We start from the raw sequence: 16,995 nt of genomic DNA on the forward strand, positions 1-16,995 counted from the left end.
TGTCCCGACGTCAAAAGAAGCTAAAGCCGACCTGGAACAGCTGTTCCACGTGGCGGGTGTGGCGGCGGTCGACAAGGAACACGATGACGTGGTCGTCGGTTTCCACCACGATGTTGTCGTGAGCAATCAGCACCTGGCTTTCACCGTCGCGCTCGCGCACGATAGCGCCGATGCTGGCGCCTTCCGGCAGGTCGATATCCTCAATTTTTCTGCCCACTACCTTCGAGGTGCGGTTGTCGCCGTGGGCAATCACTTCGATCGCTTCCGCTGCACCGCGGCGCAGGGAGTGCACATTTACCATGTCGCCGCGACGCACATGGGTGAGCAGGCTGCCGATGGTATTTTGCTGCGGCGAAATGGCGATATCGATTTCACCACCTTGTACCAGGTCTACATAAGCGCGGTTGTTGATCAGTGCCATGACCTTGCGCGCGCCGAGTCGCTTCGCCAGCAACGATGACATGATGTTGGCTTCATCGTCGTTGGTGAGTGCCAAAAATACATCGGTGTCTTCGATGTTCTCTTCCAGCAGCAGGTCCTGGTCTGACGCACTGCCGTGCAGCACGATGCTGTTGCTCAATTCTTCCGACAGGAAGATACAGCGCTCGTGGCTCTGCTCGATGATTTTGACCGAATAGCGGTTTTCCAGCTTGGTGGCCAGACGCAGCCCGATATTGCCACCGCCGGCGATAGTGATGCGCTTGTAGCCCTGCTCCAGGCGGCGCAGTTCACTCATGACGGCGCGGATATCCTGTTTCGCGGCGATAAAGAAGACTTCATCGCCGGCTTCGATCACCGTTGAGCCCTGCGGGATGATGGGGCTGTTGCGACGATAGATGGCGGCAACGCGGGTGTCGACCTGGGGCATATGCTCGCGCAGGTAGCGCAGCTGATGGCCAACCAGTGGCCCGCCCTGTACGGCGCGCACCGCAACGAGCTGTACGCGGCCATCGGCAAAATCGAGCACTTGTAGGGCACCGGGGTGGGCGATCAGCCGCGCGATGTATTCGGACACGATCTGTTCCGGACTGATCAATACGTCGATGGGAATCGACTCGGGCGAAAACAGCTCGGGATATTGCAGATAGGCGGATGCGCGCACACGCGCGATTTTGGTGGGCACGCGGAACAGCGAGTGCGCGATCTGGCACGCGGCCATGTTGGTTTCGTCGTTATTGGTGACGGCGACGAGGATGTCGGCGTCTTCGATGCCGGCTTCCTGCAGGATATCCGGGTGAGAGGCATGGCCTTCGACGACGCCGATATCGATCTTGTCGCGGAGCTCGCGCAGGGTCTTCTCGTTGCTGTCTACCAGAACAATGTCGTTGCGTTCCGAGGCGAGACTTTCCGCCAGTGATCCACCGACCTGGCCGGCGCCGAGAATAATGATTTTCATATTATGCGATTGGGCCTGTGTTTTCTGGCCTGTTCCGCGGTACTTGTTCTTAAGCGAGCGCGGTAGCGCCGCAGAACCGGGTGTGGGTTTTCAGGACCAGGCTAGGCGCCCCCCTGTGAACCCATCCATGGGCGTTTCGGCGCAAACCTCCTGTTTGCGACGATCCTGAAAACCCACACCCGGCACCGCGACTTCAATTTTTACTTATCTGCTTCGACACGGGCGAACGCTAGATTCGCCCGCCTAAACAGCGCAGAGCCATTGCGCTCTGCGCTTACTTGTCTTCGGCTTTTTCCAGCTTTGCGTAGTAAAACCCATCGCCTGCATGGAGGCCTGGCAGCAACTGCATACCGACTTCCTGCGGCAATCCCCAGGGCTCCCCGTGCAACAACTGCGGCGTATTGTCCCTCGCATCCGGTGTCTCCGCAACGAAGCGTGCCACTTGAGCGCTGTTTTCCTCCGGGAGTATGGAACATGTGGCGTAAAGGAGTGTGCCGCCAGGTTTCAAAAGGCGCCACATTGCACGCAGGATTTTGCCCTGTAGCGCGGCGAGTTCCTCAATATCTTCCGGGCGCCGGAGTAGCTTGATGTCTGGGTTGCGACGGATCACGCCGGTGGCGGAGCAGGGTGCATCGAGCAGGATGCGATCGAAGGGTTCACCGTCCCACCAGTGCTCCGGTTCGGCGGCGTCCGCGCAGATGATTTGCGCGCCCACACCGAGGCGCTCGAGGTTTTCGATCACCCGGTCGAGGCGATCTTCCTCAATATCCAGCGCGCTGAGGTCGAGGTCCGGCTGTAGCTCCAGCAGGTGGCAGGTTTTACCGCCCGGCGCGGCGCAGGCGTCGAGCACACGCTCACCGGGTTGTGGATCCAGCACCGGCGCGGCGAGCTGTGCGGATTGGTCCTGCACACTGACGAGCCCATCTTCGAAGCCGGGCAGGCGGCTGACCGCTACCGGGCTTTCCAGTATCAGGCCCGCTGCGGAGAAGGCGCAGGGTCCCGCGCCGATGCCGGCATCTTGCAGCTGTTGCAGATAGTCATCGCGGCTGATTTGCGATTGATTCACCCGCAAGGTCATCGGCGGGTTTTCGTTGTTCGCGGTGAAGATGGTGCGCGCATCGGTGCCCCAAGCGCCCTTTACCGCTTGCTGTAGCCACTCCGGATGCGCGGAGCTGAACTGTGGGTTGCCGGAGAGTTTGCGAGTGAGCGCTTCCTTATTACGCAGTGCATTGCGCAGCACACCATTTACCACACCGGTGGCGTGGCCGAGCTTGATCGCACGAGCCGCTTCCACGGTGGCGGCAATCGCCGCGTGGTCGGGAATGCGCGTGTATTCCAGCTGGTACAGACCCACCAGCATCAGCGCTTCCAGCTCTTCGTCCTTTACCGGCTTGCGCAGCAGTTTGTTGAGCATCAGCTCCAGACGCGGCGCGAAGCGCGCGGTGCCGTAGCAGAGTTCGCGCAGTAGCGAGCGGTCTTTCTCGTCCACCTGTTTTTCCGCCCACGGCAGCAGGCGCTGCAGGGAGCCGCGGTCCTGATACAGGCGCGCGATTACCCGCGCCGCCAGGGCTCTTGGATCATTCATCGGCTGCTCCCAAAGTGATGCCTGCGGCAAACAGGTCGCGGTAACCTTTTAATATCTCCGCCACCGGCAGTGCCTTCTTTCCCGGCAATTGTAGTTGCGTCAGGCGCAACGCCTCGCGGCCACAGGCAACGAGAACACCCTCGTCATCGGCGCTGAGAATCGTCCCCGGGGTGTCGTTATGGCAGCCCTGTTCCAGCTTCGCCGCGTATACGCGCAGTCGCTGCGGCTTGCCTTTGTTGTCCCGGTACTCGGTCCAGCACACCGGGAAGGGATTGAACGCGCGCACCAGGCGCTCCAATTCCGCTGCCGGCTGGCTCCAGTCCAGTCGTGCTTCTTCCTTACTAATCTTGCCCGCGTAATTCGCCAGTGCATCGTCCTGCACCTGCGGTTTCGCGGTGCCGCTCTCCAGCATGGCCAGCGCTTCCAGTAGCGCCGGCCCACCGAGCCCGGCCAGCTTGTCGTGCAGGCTGCCGCCGGTCTCGCCCGCGGCAAGCGGCGTGCGCGCCTCCACCAGCACCGGCCCGGTATCCAGCCCCGCCTCCATTTGCATAATCGCCACGCCACTCTCCGCATCGCCGGCTTCCACTGCCCGCTGAATCGGCGCCGCACCGCGCCAACGCGGCAACAGGGAGGCGTGCACGTTCACACAGCCAAGCCGCGGCGTGTCCAGTACCACCTGCGGCAGAATCAAACCGTAAGCCACCACCACCATCAGGTCCGCATTCAGCGCCGCCAGTTCCTGTTGCGCCTGTTCATCACGCAACGACAGGGGCTGATATACCGGGATCTCGTGTTCCAGCGCCAGCTGCTTCACTGGGCTCGCCAGCAGCTTCTTGCCGCGCCCCGCGGGGCGATCCGGCTGGCTGTAGACAGCGATGACGTTGTGTTGGCTGTCGAGCAGGGTTTGCAGGTGGACGGCAGCAAAATCGGGGGTGCCGGCAAAGATAATATTGAGGCTCATGGCAGTATTTCGGGTAAGAAAGGGCGGACTTATAGATAAGTCCAAAAATAAAATGCGAAGTCGGGGTGCCGGGTGTGGGTTTTCAGGATCGTCGCAAACAGGATGTTTGCGCCGAAACGCCCAGGGATGGGTTAACAGGGGGGGCGCCTAGCCTGGTCCTGAAAACCCACACCCGGTGACCCGACGCCACCGGGCGACCTTAAGTGCTTAAGCGCGCTGGCGGTGCGCCTTCTCCAGCTTGGAACGAATGCGATTGCGCTTGAGCGGCGAGATGTAATCGACAAACAGCTTGCCATCGAGGTGGTCGATCTCATGCTGGATACATACTGCCAGCAGCCCCTCGGCTTCCAGCGCATACGCTTCACCGTTGCGATCCAGCGCCTTCAGGCGGATCTTGCGCGGGCGCTCTACCTTCTCGTAGAAGCCCGGGACCGACAGACAGCCCTCGTCGTACTTGTGGATTTCCGCATCCAGCACCTCAACCTCAGGGTTGATCAGCACCAGCGGCTCACTCTGATCTTCCGACACATCAATCACCACAATGCGCTCGTGTACATTGATCTGTGTCGCCGCCAGACCAACGCCTGGCGCCTCATACATGGTTTCAAACATGTCTTCGATCAGCGTGCGATGATCGTCCGTTACCTCAGCAACAGGCTCTGCAACCTTGCGCAGGCGGGGATCGGGGAATTCAAGGATTTCCAGTTTGGCCATAACACCTGTGACAAACTTCTAGTCTTAGTGGAACTTGCGCTGATAACATAATGATCGCGCTTGAAATTTGCTGAACTGGGGGAGAGTTTTTGCACCCTGGCGAAACCGCCAGCTGGCGCCTTTAGCCCCCACTTTGCCGCATGTGGTCAGAAGCACTAGCAGAACACCTGTCTGGTAGTGCGGCCACCGCCGGGCCCAGCGCTGACAGATTATAGCGATATAAAACCTCAGCGATAGCCGTATAAAGCATCAGCAGACTGGATGGCCAATAGCGTTAGCGACAAAAAAGCATAGGAATGCTTCCATGAAAAAAATAATACTGGCCGCCGCCGCAACCCTGCTGGCGACCTTTGGCTTGCACGCACAAGATACGCTGCTGAAGCCCGACCATCCGGACACCTATACCGTCCAGAAGGGCGACACCCTGTGGGATATCTCTGGGCGCTTCCTCTCTATGCCCTGGTATTGGCCAGAGATTTGGCAGGTGAACCCGCAGGTAGAGAACCCGCACCTGATCTACCCCGGCGACCGCCTCAATCTGGTATACGTTGACGGCCAGCCGCGCCTCGAACTCGAGCGCGCGCCCACTGCTTACCGATTGAGCCCGGCCAGTGACAACCGCTTGGGTCCCTCCGTGCGCCGCGAACCCATTGATACCGCGATCCCAGCCATTCCGCTGGACGCCATCAATGCCTTCTTGTCGCGCACCCGCATCGTCGGCCCCAACGCCTTCCGCGGTGTTCCCTACGTAATCTCTGGGCAGGACCAGCGCATCCTGATGGGTGCCGGTGAAAAAGTTTACGCCCGCGGCGATTTCCGCGAGCCGCTGCCGTCTTACGGGGTCTACCGCCCGGGTCCGGTTTACGCCGATCCCTACACCGGCGAAGAGCTGGGTCAGCAAGCGCTGGATGTCGCCTCCGTAGACCTCCGTCAGCTGGATGTGGATAACGCCAACAGTGAATTCGCCGTGGCCACCCTGGATGTGACCCGCAGCAGTCGCGACATGCGCCTGGAAGACCGCTTGCTGCCGGTGGAAGAGCGCGCGATTGCTGCGCTGTTTCAGCCCAGCGCTCCGGCAGTGCCCGTGGATGGCGTCATCCTCGGCGTGGAAGAGGGTGTAACCCAGGTCGCCAAGTACGACGTGGTTGCCATCAACCGCGGCCTGCGCGAAGGCCTGGAGCCCGGTAATGTGCTGGCGATCTACAAGCGCGGCGCCACCGTGCGCGATCGCATCGCCCGCCAGAACGTGAAACTGCCGGACGAGCGCGCCGGTGTGCTGATGGTATTCCGCAGCTTCGAAAAAATGAGCCTCGGCCTGGTGCTGGAAGCCGAAAAGCCGCTGGCAGTGATGGATCTGGTGCGCAACCCCTAGGAATCACTGAAAAACTACTGCGCGGTCGCCTGACGGCGGCCGCTCGCTACGTTTTCCCCGGCTCCTTCAATCCTAAAGCTTTACTGAACAATATTTACGGCAAATCGCATGGATGCGTTGACCGCGACTCTCTCTCTGCTTCGGCTGGAGGGCATTGGCCCCAGTTTGTATTGGCAAATGGTGGAGCAATTTGGCTCCGCCGAAGCCGCTCTCCAGCAGTCTGCCACCCATTTCCCCCGCAAATTACCCGAGCGCGCCCGCGCCCAGCTGGCCGAATACCAGCGCCTGGGCTGCGACAGTGAACTGGCGCAATGGGCACTCGCTGAACGCCAGCGCTGTGTGGAAAACTGCATCTATCTGCTGCATTGCGATGACAAAAGCTATCCGTCGTTGCTGCGCCAAATCGACCGTCCGCCGCCCGTTTTGTATATCACCGGTGATCCCCTGGCGCTGTCTCTGCCGCAGATCGCCGTGGTGGGGGCGCGCCGTGCCAGTCGCGCCGGTCTCGACAATGCCGAGGCATTTTCCGCGGACCTCGCGGCCGCTGGCTTCGCTATTACCTCTGGCCTGGCACTCGGGGTCGACGCCATGGCACACAAGGGGGCACTGCGCGGCGCAGGCAAAACTGTTGCCGTGCTCGGCACCGGTGTGGATCGTATTTACCCGCAGCGGAATGCCGCGCTGGCAGAGCAGATCCTGGAATCGGGCGGCGCGCTGGTAAGTGAAATGCCGCTGGCCAGCGCGCCAGAGCCCGGCAATTTTCCACGGCGCAACCGGATTATTTCCGGTTTGAGCCTGGGCATCTTGCTGGTGGAGGCCGCGGTGCGTTCCGGGTCGCTGATCACCGCGCGCCTGGCGCTGGAGCAGAATCGTGAGGTATTCGCGATCCCCGGCTCCGTGCACAACCCCATGGCCCGCGGCTGTCACCACATGATAAAAAACGGCGCCCATCTGGTGGAAACCAGCGCGGATATCGTGGCTGAACTGGGTGGGTTGTTGTCGGGACTGGCGCAGCAGCCATCGCTGTTTGAACAGACCGCGGATAGCGGCATACGCCTGCCACCGGAGCAGCGCAGCCTTATTGTCGCCCTCGGCGGTGACCCGCGCAGTATCGAGCAGCTGGCTCGCGACACCGGTGGTGATACCGGGGAGTTGATGGCGAGCCTGTTGCACATGGAGCTGGAGGGGCTGGTGGAGCAGCTCCCCGGAGGCTATCAGCTGACCGGCAGTGGTGCCAAAGCCCTGGCCGGGCTGGTGGAATAAGCGAAAAATCGGTACGGTAACTCCTGACTACCTCGATCCGGAATTCGGCGCGGTCAAACAGTGCAGTGACTTTATGCGCCCGGTACAAAACCTAGAGCCTCAATTGTGGCGCCGCTCGGGATCAAGGTTTACACCGGTGATCAGTGCCCGGGGGAATACAAAATCAGGTATTGATCACCGAACATGGCTCCTGGAGCTGCAGTAACAAATTCGGCCACAGCGTTACCTACTCAGACTAAAGCGAGAGCGAGTCCGGCGTGGCGATCTGGTATGACGGTGAGGTGGCGCTGGAACCTTACTGTCTCTTCAGGCTACCTTGTCTAGGCTGGTAGTATTCGATAAATTGCCGCGCTGCCACCTGACGACCTTCCAGTACTGTTGCGCATTGAGTGGCGCATCGAAAAGTACCGAGGACGTCTACCCGGCGCGCTCGCCGCGTCTTCCGCTTGCTGACCTGAAGAGTCCTAGCCTTGTCCGAGAAAATTACCTCCGTTACCGCCGTCGACGACACCTCCACAACGCACACGCCCAATTTGCCTGGTGCAGGCATCAGTCTGGTAAGCGCCGCGCGTATCATTGCCGCCGGCGGTGTGATTGCCCACCCGACCGAATCCGTGTGGGGCCTTGCCTGTGACCCGAACAATGCCGAAGCGGTGCAGCGTCTGGTGCGCCTGAAAAACCGGCCGCTGGAAAAAGGTTTGATCCTGGTGTCGGGCGACGTGAACCACTTCTCCGGTCTGTTGCACAATCTCTCCGGCGATCAGCGCGCGCGTATCGATGCAACTTGGCCGGGACCGGTTACCTGGCTCGTGCCGCATTTTGACCAGATACCGCCGTGGGTCAGCGGCGTGCACCACAGTGTCGCCCTGCGCCATACCAACCACCCGTTTACCGCGGCACTGTCGCGGGCATTTGGTGGTCCCATTGTGTCGACTTCCGCCAACCCGGCAGGCTGTCAGCCGGCGCGTCAAAAATTCCAAGTGTTGCGTTATTTTGGCGACGCGCTGGATTTTATTGGCGGCGGCAGCACCGGTGGGCGCGCATCCCCCAGTGAAATTCGCGACGCTTCCAGCGGTCGCATTGTGCGCGCGGGATAATCCCGACAGAAATTCTTATTACTAGCGAAATTAAATCGTGAGCATTACATGAGTACCATCGACATTCAGGCCGTCAAAAAATATCTGCTGGACCTGCAAGACCGCATTTGTGCGGAACTTGTGGCGGTGGACGGGCAGCAGTTTTTTGAGGATGCCTGGGAGCGTGAGGGTGGCGGCGGGGGCCGCACCCGGGTGCTGGAAAATGGCAATGTGATCGAAAAAGGCGGGGTTAACTTTTCCCATGTGTACGGTGACAAGTTGCCGCCGTCCGCTACCGCAGCACGCCCCGAGCTCGCGGGCCGTTCCTTCGAAGCGATGGGTGTCAGCCTGGTTATTCACCCGCGCAACCCCTATGCGCCCACCAGCCACGCCAATGTACGCTTGTTTGTGGCGCAAAAAGAAGGCGCGGACCCTGTGTGGTGGTTTGGTGGGGGCTTTGACCTGACCCCATACTACGGTTTTGAAGAAGACGTTGTGCACTGGCACCAGACCGCGAAAGAGGCCTGTGCACCCTTCGGTGAGGATATTTATCCGCGCTTTAAAAAGTGGTGCGACGAATATTTTTATCTGAAGCACCGCAAGGAGGCTCGCGGTGTGGGCGGCCTGTTCTTTGACGATTTTAATGAAGGCGGATTCGATAATGCATTTGCCTTTATGCAGGCAGTGGGTAATGCCTATCTGGATGCATATCTGCCGATCCTGAAGAAACGCAAGGATACTCCGTACGGTGAACGTGAGCGCGACTTCCAGCTGTATCGCCGCGGCCGCTACGTGGAATTCAATCTGGTGTTCGACCGCGGCACCCTGTTCGGCCTGCAAAGTGGCGGGCGTACAGAGTCAATCCTGATGTCACTGCCGTCCGAGGTGCGCTGGCGTTATGACTGGCACCCGGAAGAGGGCAGTGCCGAGGCGAAACTGTATACTGACTTCCTGCCGCACCGGGATTGGATATAAATGCCTTGCCGAAATCATAGGTTGTGGGGCTGCTGTAAAAAGAGGTAACGATATGCACAAGGCTCGTCTCGAAGACATTAATAAATTGTTTCTCGAATACCGCCGACTGTTTGAGGCGCGAGACGCAGAGCAAATCGCGGATTTTTATCGGTTCCCGCTGCACTACCACTTTTCCAATGGCAAAAAGTCACAACTGGATCGGGGCTACTTTATTGGTCGGGTCGAGAAACTGCTGAAGCTCTACCAGAAACTTGGGGTAACGCAGATTGTTGGCGCGGTGACCGATGTGATCGAGCTGAACGAAAATGCCAGCCTCGCCACCCTCAATTGGATACTGCTTGACGCTCGTGGCGAAAAACCGCAGCAGGTATACAGTGCCATCACACGCTATCTGGTGAGCGAATACCAGGGAGAATTGAAAATCGACAGTCTGGTTGGCGTCGATGAAACCGTGCAAGTGCGCAAGGCACTGCGCGCACTGTAACGACGTACATTGTTGCGACCAACATTTTAATAATCAGTACCGCAAGCCAAGCAAGTGCAACGCAATATAACAAACGAGATTCAGGTTATTTATGGATAAATACGCGGTCATCGGAAATCCTATCAAGCAGTCCATGTCGCCGGTGATTCACAGCGCCTTTGCCACGGAAACCAATCAGGATCTCGAGTACGGCAAACTGTTTGCCGAAGTCGATAACTTCAAACCGGTGGTGGACGAATTTTTTGCCGCCGGCGCCCGCGGGCTGAACGTCACCGCTCCCTTCAAACTGGACGCATTTGAGTACGCCGACTGCCTGACCGAACGCGCGCGCAGTGCGGGTGCGGTAAATACCCTGGCACTGCAGGAAGATGGCCGTTTGCTGGGCGACAATACCGACGGCCCCGGTCTGGTGTCGGATATTCGTGACAACCTCGGTTGGCAGATTCGCGGCAAAAAACTGCTGGTGCTGGGCGCCGGTGGTGCTACCCGCGGAACGCTGTTGCCCCTGCTTAACGAGCAGCCCGCGCGGTTGCACATTGCCAATCGCACCGCCTCCAAGGCGCACCAGTTGGCGGAGGATTTTCAGCGTTTCGGCAGCGTGACTGCCGGAGGTCTGGAAGATATCCCCGCGGGTTTTGACCTGATCATCAATGCCAGTGCGGCCGGGCTAAGCGGCGAACGCCCACACATTGACGCATCGGTGGTGGGCCCGGACTGCTGTGTCTACGACATGGTGTACGGTGCCGAACCAACGCCGTTTATGCGCTGGGCGGAACCGCTGGGCGCCCGCACCGCAGATGGCCTGGGTATGTTGGTGGGGCAGGCGGCGGAGGCATTCCACCTGTGGCGGGGTGTGCGCCCGTCCGAGGCGCCGGTGCAGGCGATGTTGCGTGAAGCCCTGCGCAAAAAACGCAATGCGGAAGCGGGAGAGGCGGACTGAGGCCGGACCTTTCCGCAGCCACATATCACTCCATCCAGGCGGCCACTTATAGCTGTTGTGACCGCCTCGCCACACTATATTTTGGGGTTCCGGTGGTGCAAGCGCGACCACGGGAGCCCGAAAAGCCATCTTTTCCGGCTAGATAGCGCCGATACCGCGATGAAACCCGTGGGAAAACGCCGTATAGCGTACTTTTGCGGCCAATTTTTGCTATCCTCTCGCCCCTAAAATTTTCGGGTCGGGTGGGCGCACTCTCGAAAGCGTGACCAGCAAGACCCTGTTTTTCCCCGGTGCCGCCAGTGAACAACAGCGCTGTGGTGCCCGCGAACACTGGAGTTATCCCCGTGAATCAGCTGCCGTTTGAAAAAGTCACCATTGTGATGGGCTCGCAGTCCGACTGGCCGACCATGGAAATGGCGACCAAGCCACTCACCGAGCTGGGTGTGCCTTTTGCCACGGCCGTGGTTTCTGCGCACCGTACGCCGCAGCGTATGGTCGAGTTCGCCTCCACCGCGCACGAGCGCGGTACCCAGGTGATCATCGCCGGTGCCGGCGGCTCTGCGCACCTGCCGGGAATGATCGCGGCCATGACCCCGCTGCCGGTGATCGGCGTGCCGGTGGCGAGCAAATTTATGACCGGTATGGATAGCCTGCTGTCTATCGTGCAGATGCCCAAGGGCGTGGCCGTGGCCACCCAGGCGGTGGGCGCGTCCGGCGCCTACAACGCTGGCCTGATGGCTGCACAGATGCTGTCGCTGACCGACTCCGAGCTGCAGCAGCGCCTGATCGCGTGGCGTGAAAAGCAGAGCGCCGGTGTGCCGTTTGAAGTTGAATAAGCCGGTTCGCCGATTTATTCGATTTGTTGACCAGCTAGATATTTGAATAGTGCGACCAGCACTGAAGGTTTACGAGGTATCGCGGAAATGACATCCAGCCAAGAGCAATCTGCACAGCGTCGTGTCGGTATTGTCGGCTGCGGCCAATTGGCGCAGATGATGGCCCAGGAAGCCCGCCCGCTGGGAATCGAGTTCAGTTTCCTTGCCGAGGGTGGCGAAAACACGACCTGCGTGGAAGGGCTCGGCACCATTGTGCACGCCAGTGAAGGCGCTGATATCGAAGAACTGTACAAGGCGATGGGCAGCCCCGAGGTGATTACCGCCGAGCGCGAAAGTGTGGATGTGGGTCTATTGCGCGCGCTGGAAAAATTCTGCCCGGTGTACCCGCGTCCGGATGCCTTCGAAAAGACCCAGCACCGCGTGCGCGAAAAAACCGCGATCAATGATGCCGGCCTGCCAGTGGCGCCTTTCCGCCCGGCCAACAATTACGATGAAATCTGTGCGGCGGTCAAAGAACTGGGTTACCCGTCCTTTATCAAAAGCTGTGAACACGGTTACGACGGTAAAAATCAGTGGCGTGTGAACAGCGACGCAGACCTCGCCGCAATCGCCGACCAGGTACCGGCGCAGGAATACGTGGTGGAAAAGGGCATCAACTTTTCCCGCGAGGTTTCCCTGATCGGTGCGCGTACCGCCGATGGCAAAGTGGTCACCTATCCGCTGGCCGAGAACGATCACTACAACGGCACCCTGCTGGTATCCACCGCACCGGCGCCGCATGTGGATGAGAAGCTGCAAACCACTGCGGAAGAATACCTGTCCACGTTGATGAACGCCTGGGACTATGTCGGTGTACTGGCGATGGAGTGTTTCGTCAGTGACGATGGCCTGCTGATCAACGAGCTGGCGCCGCGTGTCCACAACAGCGGCCACTGGACCCTGGCGGGCGCTAAAACCAGCCAGTTCGCCAACCATGTGCGCGCAATTCTCGGCATGCCGCTGGGCGAAACCGGCTGCGACCGCGTGGCAGTCATGATCAATATGTTGGGTGTGGATAAAAAGCCAGCGCTGCAGAACGAAGGCGTCTGGTCTTATGGCAAGGAGCTGCGCCCGGGCCGCAAGATGGGCCACGTGATTCTGTTGGACGATACCCAGGATGCCCTGGCTGCGCGTATCGACAGCATGCTGGAAGAGCTTTACGGCCCTAGCAAACGCCCCGCATAAATTTCTGTCTCACAGGGCGGGCAACGTTCGGTTATATCTGGATAATGCCCGCTGTCCTTACCCCCAATCCTCCCTCCCGATAAAGCAATATTTAATTCGTGCCAGAGTTAAATTTATAAATATGAATATTGCTTTTTGCCTCCTTTAGAATCCTCCGTGGTTTACTTTTCAAGGAGGATAAAGTGCCGCAAGCAACGGAAATCATTGATAATCATAATTCGGTAATCAAGTCGACGGCATCCACATTGGCCTCAATGGGCCTCAATGGGCCTCGACAAACTCGGGAATTCGACGGCGAGCAAGCTGATAGCGCCAGCGGTATGGGCTGTTGATTATGCCGTTAATGAAAAAAGGCCAGACGAGCTGGATATCAGCTTGTATGTTCTGGGCTTACTCGCTTGGCCAGCTGCAGTTGCTGCGACTGTTACCGGTCTGATGAAATCCGCAGTAGACGACAATACCGCAATGAAGTTGCGTCAGATACGGGCAGCCGAGGGAGCGCCATATAGCGACTTTATTTTCGCGTGCTCCTCATATTTCTTACATGCACCGAACATCACCGCGCAGAAGATAGCCGCCTTAGGTGGGACCGCATGGCGCCACTCAAATGGGCTTTGGGTTTTTATTGTGGATGCAGAAGAAAATTTTGTGATGGACTACATCCCGAAACAATGGGAGGTCATTTACCAGCCAAAATATCCTCTAGAGGAGAATGCCTACGGTAAATTACGCTGGGATATAAAGAGGAAGTGGTGACTATGAGGCGTATACTTTTAACAGCTTCAATTTCCTTTGGGTTATTAGCTTGTGGCAAGCCGACTGTAAATGATTTCGAGGTGGTTTGCGGAATTTTCGAAAGCATAAGTCGTCAGCAAGATAGTTTGACAGAAGAGACAATGCTGAGAGTTTCTGTGAAAAAAATCCGGGAGCAGCTCGTGGAAGGAAGCCCGGCGAGAAATTCCTGGGAGGCAATAACTGGTGCCCCAACGAGCGAGCGTTACAACTTGTTCAAAGAAGGGGCGGATGCGACCTTAAAGCGCAATTGGGAGTGTCCAGCGATGAAGGCGGTGATAGAGGCATCTGCCCACCCTAGCTTGACGGAAAATCGATCATCCTAGAAACCCCTTGGCACTCACCAATACTTCCATCCGTCGACCGTAGTTTTATAGAAGATAGCGACTTGGCTAATTGCGTTTTGAATGCATAACTTGTGCTGGTGGTTTTTGCAGAAATTTTTAGTCCATGTGCGGCCAGGTCATCTAATAAATATAAATTCCAGATTTGAGCATTGTTCTGTAATTGTTGTTGCATCAAGCAAACTTTTAAGTCTGATTGTGAGCGATAGCATTCCGGTTGTACGTTAAATCCGGTATCTCTTGAACTATTGGGCTTGATTTTACTGACCAGTGTGGGGATATCCGCGTCTTTTTTGTTTGGATTAAAGCACCTGAAAACTAATGACGCTGTGTCATTATCAGGAGACGAATAATTGATTTTGCTATTGAGTATGTTGGTTTTAAGCTCGATTGACCAATTCTTCGGGCTGCTAATCTCATACTCAAAGTTTCCGATTGAAGTTACCGTTAATCCGGCGTGCTCATTTTCGGAGTATGTGGGTAACACGGAATGCTCGGAATAGAATTTAGTATTTTTCGCTATCAAAGCTCGAAGGTTCGACTCAAACAAAAAATATCCGAATGCCGAAGTCAAAAAAATAATAAACATTAAAACGGATATGGCGAAGGACTTAAATTTACGGAAAAAAAAGAGTGCCAAGGCCAGCGGCGAAAAACTGATCATGGCTACCAAGTAGCCTTTCTCCACTAAAGCGCCCCCAAGAAGCATGGCGAGATAGCTTGCGCAGGGGTAAATGAAAAAAGCACAAAATCCAGCGATGGACCCAATGCCCATTCTCAGGTGCTGTATTTCCGAATTTTCGCCAAAAAGACGCGATTGCCGTACTGTCATTGGAATAAGGTCTGAATCAGTGTGAGCGGCGAGAGACCGCACAATGATTGGTGCTTAATTTTTGTGCGATTATTTTATCGTTGACGTTATAGGTCGAACAGTATCCTGTGGGTACAGGTAATATTTGTGGCTCAGTATGCCATGTGTATTGTAATTACTCGTGTACTATTGACCTGAAGTTTTTTTCGCTGGGTCGTACATGAAAGAATTTATTAAAAACCTTTCCATCTGTTTTGCCGCCGGCGGTGTAGCGGGCCTGTGCTATGCGCTGGGCTTGTGGGCGCTGGGGCACTACGGGATTACCCGGGCGCTGTCTGTGGATATCGCGCCGCATCTGTCCAATGCCTATATTTACCAGCGTGTTGTCTGGGGTGGCATCTGTGGATTGATTTTCCTGCTGCCGTGGCGCAAAAGCTGGATTAGTCGTGGATTTCTGCTATCCCTGATACCTGCGGGCATTTTGCTGTTGGTAATGCTGCCCATGCGCGGACTGGGTGTGGGTGCACTGGCGTTGGGTACGCTGACGCCACTGGTGATCATCCTGGCCTGTGCCGCGGGCGGCATCGCCGGCTCCGGATGGCTGCGCGCGCAGGGAAAATAACCTCGTACAATTGACTGGCAACAGGGCACAGCATATGAAACGCACATTATCCATCGGCATACTGTTTACGACTCTCTCTCTGGGAGCCGTCGCTTCAGAGCAGGAGACCCGAGACCTGATTGGACTGGGTGCGCTTACCTTTGCCGATAATTGCCAAAAGTGCCATAAGCTTGACGGCTATGGCGAGGAGGCGTTGTACCCATCTCTGCGCAATCCCGCATTGTTGGCAAATAAACCGCTGTTGATTGAGACCGTGTTACACGGGCGCTCGGCACCGCGCCGCAATGGCGGTGAAGAGGATTTGATGCCGCCACTGGAGTTTCTGACGGACCGCGAAGTTTCGGCGATCATCGCGTTTATCACCAATACCTGGGGCGATGAGGTAATAGTGGTGAGTGAAGAGGAAGTTAAGGCGGCGCGCTGAATCGGCTGTGAGCCTTAGTACGGAGCGAAAAATTTTCCAGCAATAAAAAAGGTCGGCCTATGGCCGACCTTTTTTGTGCCAGCCTGCTTAGGCAGGCTTTCTCGCCAGTGGCTGACACATGCAGTGCACGCCGCCGCCACCGGCGGTGATCATGGAGATATCTGGATCGATCACCTGCAGGCCGTGAGCGCGGCACTTTTCTTTCAGTTCGGTGTTGTCGGCGGGTAGCATTACGCGGTCGTTGCCGAGCGCTACCACGTTGACGCCAAGCTCCATCACCTGCGGGTAGGAGATGTCGATAATTTCGAAGTTGCGGTCTTTAAACCACTGCACCAGTTCTGGCTCTACCGCGTCCACACACACCGCGACCAGTTTTTCCGCAAGCGCGGCTACGAGTACATCCAGGTGCAGGAAGTAGGGGTCGAACTGGTAGCCTTTTACTTCCCAGCCTTCTTTTTCGATCCAGCTCTTCATCTGGTTGAAGCCTTGGGGTGAGGTGCGCTCACCGCTGTAGCCACACAGGATGACACCCGGTTCCAGCACCATAAAGTCGCCGCCTTCGAGGCTGCCGGCGGTGATGATGTCGTAAATGGGGATGTCGAGTTTCTGGTAGGTCTTCACTACGTCGACCCATTCGCCGCGGCGCCAGGGGGAATACATCTGGGTAACAATCGGGCCCCACGGGGTCATGACGCTGCTGTCGCGGGCGTACAGCTGGTAGGGGAGGTTGCCGTCTGCGGGCAACAGGTGGGTGTTAACACCGGCTTGTTTGTAGGCGTCGAGCATTTCTTGGTGCTGGCGCTTGGCGACGGTGGCATCGAATTCGCGGCCGAGGCGCACGGAGCGGCGGGAGGCGGCGTTGCCCATCTGCCAGGTGTAGTGGTCGATGGGACCTACCAGCAGGTCGGTCAGCACGCCGTATTCGGAGTCGATGCCCCAGCGTTTGAGGGCCTCGGTGTTGCCGTTGTCTTTGCGGTGTTTGTAGGTGAATTCAGTCATTGTTGGTTTCCCGAATTTTGCGGAGCTCTGTTTTGGCTCCGTGGCGCCCCTGCCGCCGGTGGCTATTCGCGAGACACGCCGTGCACCCATCCCTGGGGGCTCTTCTAAAACATCCCTGTTTTAGAAGGTCTCGCGAATAGCCACCGGCAACAGCGGCTTCGCATTAAATTTTTTACT

General features: G+C 57.5%; 17 protein-coding genes. 11 read left to right on the forward strand and 6 right to left on the reverse strand.

Annotation, left to right across the window (positions count from 1 at the left end):
• Window positions 1-10: 10 nt before the first annotated feature.
• The 4 genes from trkA to def form a co-directional block, all read right to left on the reverse strand.
• Entirely contained in the window at window positions 11-1,396 is a 1,386-nt protein-coding gene (gene trkA / locus LCM31_RS05685) for a Trk system potassium transporter TrkA (protein ID WP_224868266.1), read from the reverse strand.
• 274 nt (window positions 1,397-1,670) lie between these two features.
• Window positions 1,671-2,981: a 16S rRNA (cytosine(967)-C(5))-methyltransferase RsmB gene (gene rsmB, locus LCM31_RS05690; protein WP_224868268.1), complete on the reverse strand. Its 1,311-nt coding sequence runs from the start codon at window positions 2,979-2,981 to the stop codon at window positions 1,671-1,673.
• Window positions 2,974-3,942: a methionyl-tRNA formyltransferase gene (gene fmt, locus LCM31_RS05695; protein ID WP_224868270.1), complete on the reverse strand. Its 969-nt coding sequence runs from the start codon at window positions 3,940-3,942 to the stop codon at window positions 2,974-2,976. The genes rsmB and fmt overlap by 8 nt, the downstream gene beginning before the upstream one ends.
• Before the next feature lie 207 nt (window positions 3,943-4,149).
• Window positions 4,150-4,656, reverse strand: a complete 507-nt coding sequence (gene def / locus LCM31_RS05700; RefSeq protein ID WP_222230840.1) for a peptide deformylase — start codon at window positions 4,654-4,656, stop codon at window positions 4,150-4,152.
• A gap of 304 nt (window positions 4,657-4,960) precedes the next feature.
• On the opposite strand from def, the gene LCM31_RS05705 reads away from it, so the two are divergent.
• The 9 genes from LCM31_RS05705 (at window position 4,961) to LCM31_RS05745 (ending at window position 13,582) form a co-directional block, all read left to right on the forward strand.
• A complete protein-coding gene (locus LCM31_RS05705; RefSeq protein WP_224868272.1) occupies window positions 4,961-6,028 on the forward strand; it encodes a LysM peptidoglycan-binding domain-containing protein in 1,068 nt (355 codons plus the stop codon).
• A gap of 108 nt (window positions 6,029-6,136) precedes the next feature.
• Entirely contained in the window at window positions 6,137-7,291 is a 1,155-nt protein-coding gene (dprA, locus tag LCM31_RS05710; RefSeq protein ID WP_224868274.1) for a DNA-processing protein DprA, read from the forward strand.
• 470 nt (window positions 7,292-7,761) lie between these two features.
• On the forward strand, window positions 7,762-8,388 hold the full coding sequence (locus LCM31_RS05715; protein ID WP_224868276.1) for an L-threonylcarbamoyladenylate synthase: 627 nt from the start codon (window positions 7,762-7,764) through the stop codon (window positions 8,386-8,388).
• A gap of 48 nt (window positions 8,389-8,436) precedes the next feature.
• On the forward strand, window positions 8,437-9,342 hold the full coding sequence (hemF, locus tag LCM31_RS05720) for an oxygen-dependent coproporphyrinogen oxidase (RefSeq protein ID WP_224868278.1): 906 nt from the start codon (window positions 8,437-8,439) through the stop codon (window positions 9,340-9,342).
• Between the two features lie 52 nt (window positions 9,343-9,394).
• Window positions 9,395-9,826 carry a hypothetical protein gene (locus tag LCM31_RS05725; RefSeq protein ID WP_224868280.1) on the forward strand — a complete coding sequence of 144 codons (432 nt, stop codon included), beginning with the start codon at window positions 9,395-9,397 and terminating at the stop codon, window positions 9,824-9,826.
• 91 nt (window positions 9,827-9,917) lie between these two features.
• A complete protein-coding gene (gene aroE / locus LCM31_RS05730) occupies window positions 9,918-10,766 on the forward strand; it encodes a shikimate dehydrogenase (RefSeq protein WP_224868282.1) in 849 nt (282 codons plus the stop codon).
• A 344-nt stretch (window positions 10,767-11,110) separates the two neighbouring features.
• Window positions 11,111-11,602, forward strand: a complete 492-nt coding sequence (gene purE, locus LCM31_RS05735) for a 5-(carboxyamino)imidazole ribonucleotide mutase (protein ID WP_318247436.1) — start codon at window positions 11,111-11,113, stop codon at window positions 11,600-11,602.
• A gap of 87 nt (window positions 11,603-11,689) precedes the next feature.
• Window positions 11,690-12,826, forward strand: coding sequence for a 5-(carboxyamino)imidazole ribonucleotide synthase (locus LCM31_RS05740; RefSeq protein WP_224868284.1), 1,137 nt, complete (start codon window positions 11,690-11,692; stop codon window positions 12,824-12,826).
• Window positions 12,827-13,090: 264 nt separating this feature from the next.
• The gene (locus tag LCM31_RS05745; protein ID WP_224868286.1) at window positions 13,091-13,582 is read left to right on the forward strand and encodes a hypothetical protein; all 492 of its coding nucleotides are present in this window, start codon (window positions 13,091-13,093) and stop codon (window positions 13,580-13,582) included.
• Between the two features lie 333 nt (window positions 13,583-13,915).
• On the opposite strand, the gene LCM31_RS05750 is transcribed toward LCM31_RS05745, so the two are convergent.
• Entirely contained in the window at window positions 13,916-14,794 is an 879-nt protein-coding gene (locus LCM31_RS05750; protein ID WP_224868287.1) for a hypothetical protein, read from the reverse strand.
• Between the two features lie 199 nt (window positions 14,795-14,993).
• On the opposite strand from LCM31_RS05750, the gene LCM31_RS05755 reads away from it, so the two are divergent.
• Together LCM31_RS05755 and LCM31_RS05760 are read left to right on the forward strand one after the other, a co-directional pair.
• The gene (locus LCM31_RS05755) at window positions 14,994-15,395 is read left to right on the forward strand and encodes a hypothetical protein (protein ID WP_224868289.1); all 402 of its coding nucleotides are present in this window, start codon (window positions 14,994-14,996) and stop codon (window positions 15,393-15,395) included.
• A 34-nt stretch (window positions 15,396-15,429) separates the two neighbouring features.
• The gene (locus LCM31_RS05760) at window positions 15,430-15,819 is read left to right on the forward strand and encodes a c-type cytochrome (protein WP_224868291.1); all 390 of its coding nucleotides are present in this window, start codon (window positions 15,430-15,432) and stop codon (window positions 15,817-15,819) included.
• Window positions 15,820-15,906: 87 nt separating this feature from the next.
• Here LCM31_RS05760 and LCM31_RS05765 read toward each other — a convergent pair whose 3' ends face one another.
• Window positions 15,907-16,818, reverse strand: coding sequence for a dimethylarginine dimethylaminohydrolase family protein (locus LCM31_RS05765; protein ID WP_077399111.1), 912 nt, complete (start codon window positions 16,816-16,818; stop codon window positions 15,907-15,909).
• Between the last annotated feature and the right edge of the window lie 177 nt (window positions 16,819-16,995).

The organism is Microbulbifer agarilyticus (assembly GCF_020171345.1).
Classification (GTDB): domain Bacteria; phylum Pseudomonadota; class Gammaproteobacteria; order Pseudomonadales; family Cellvibrionaceae; genus Microbulbifer; species Microbulbifer agarilyticus_D.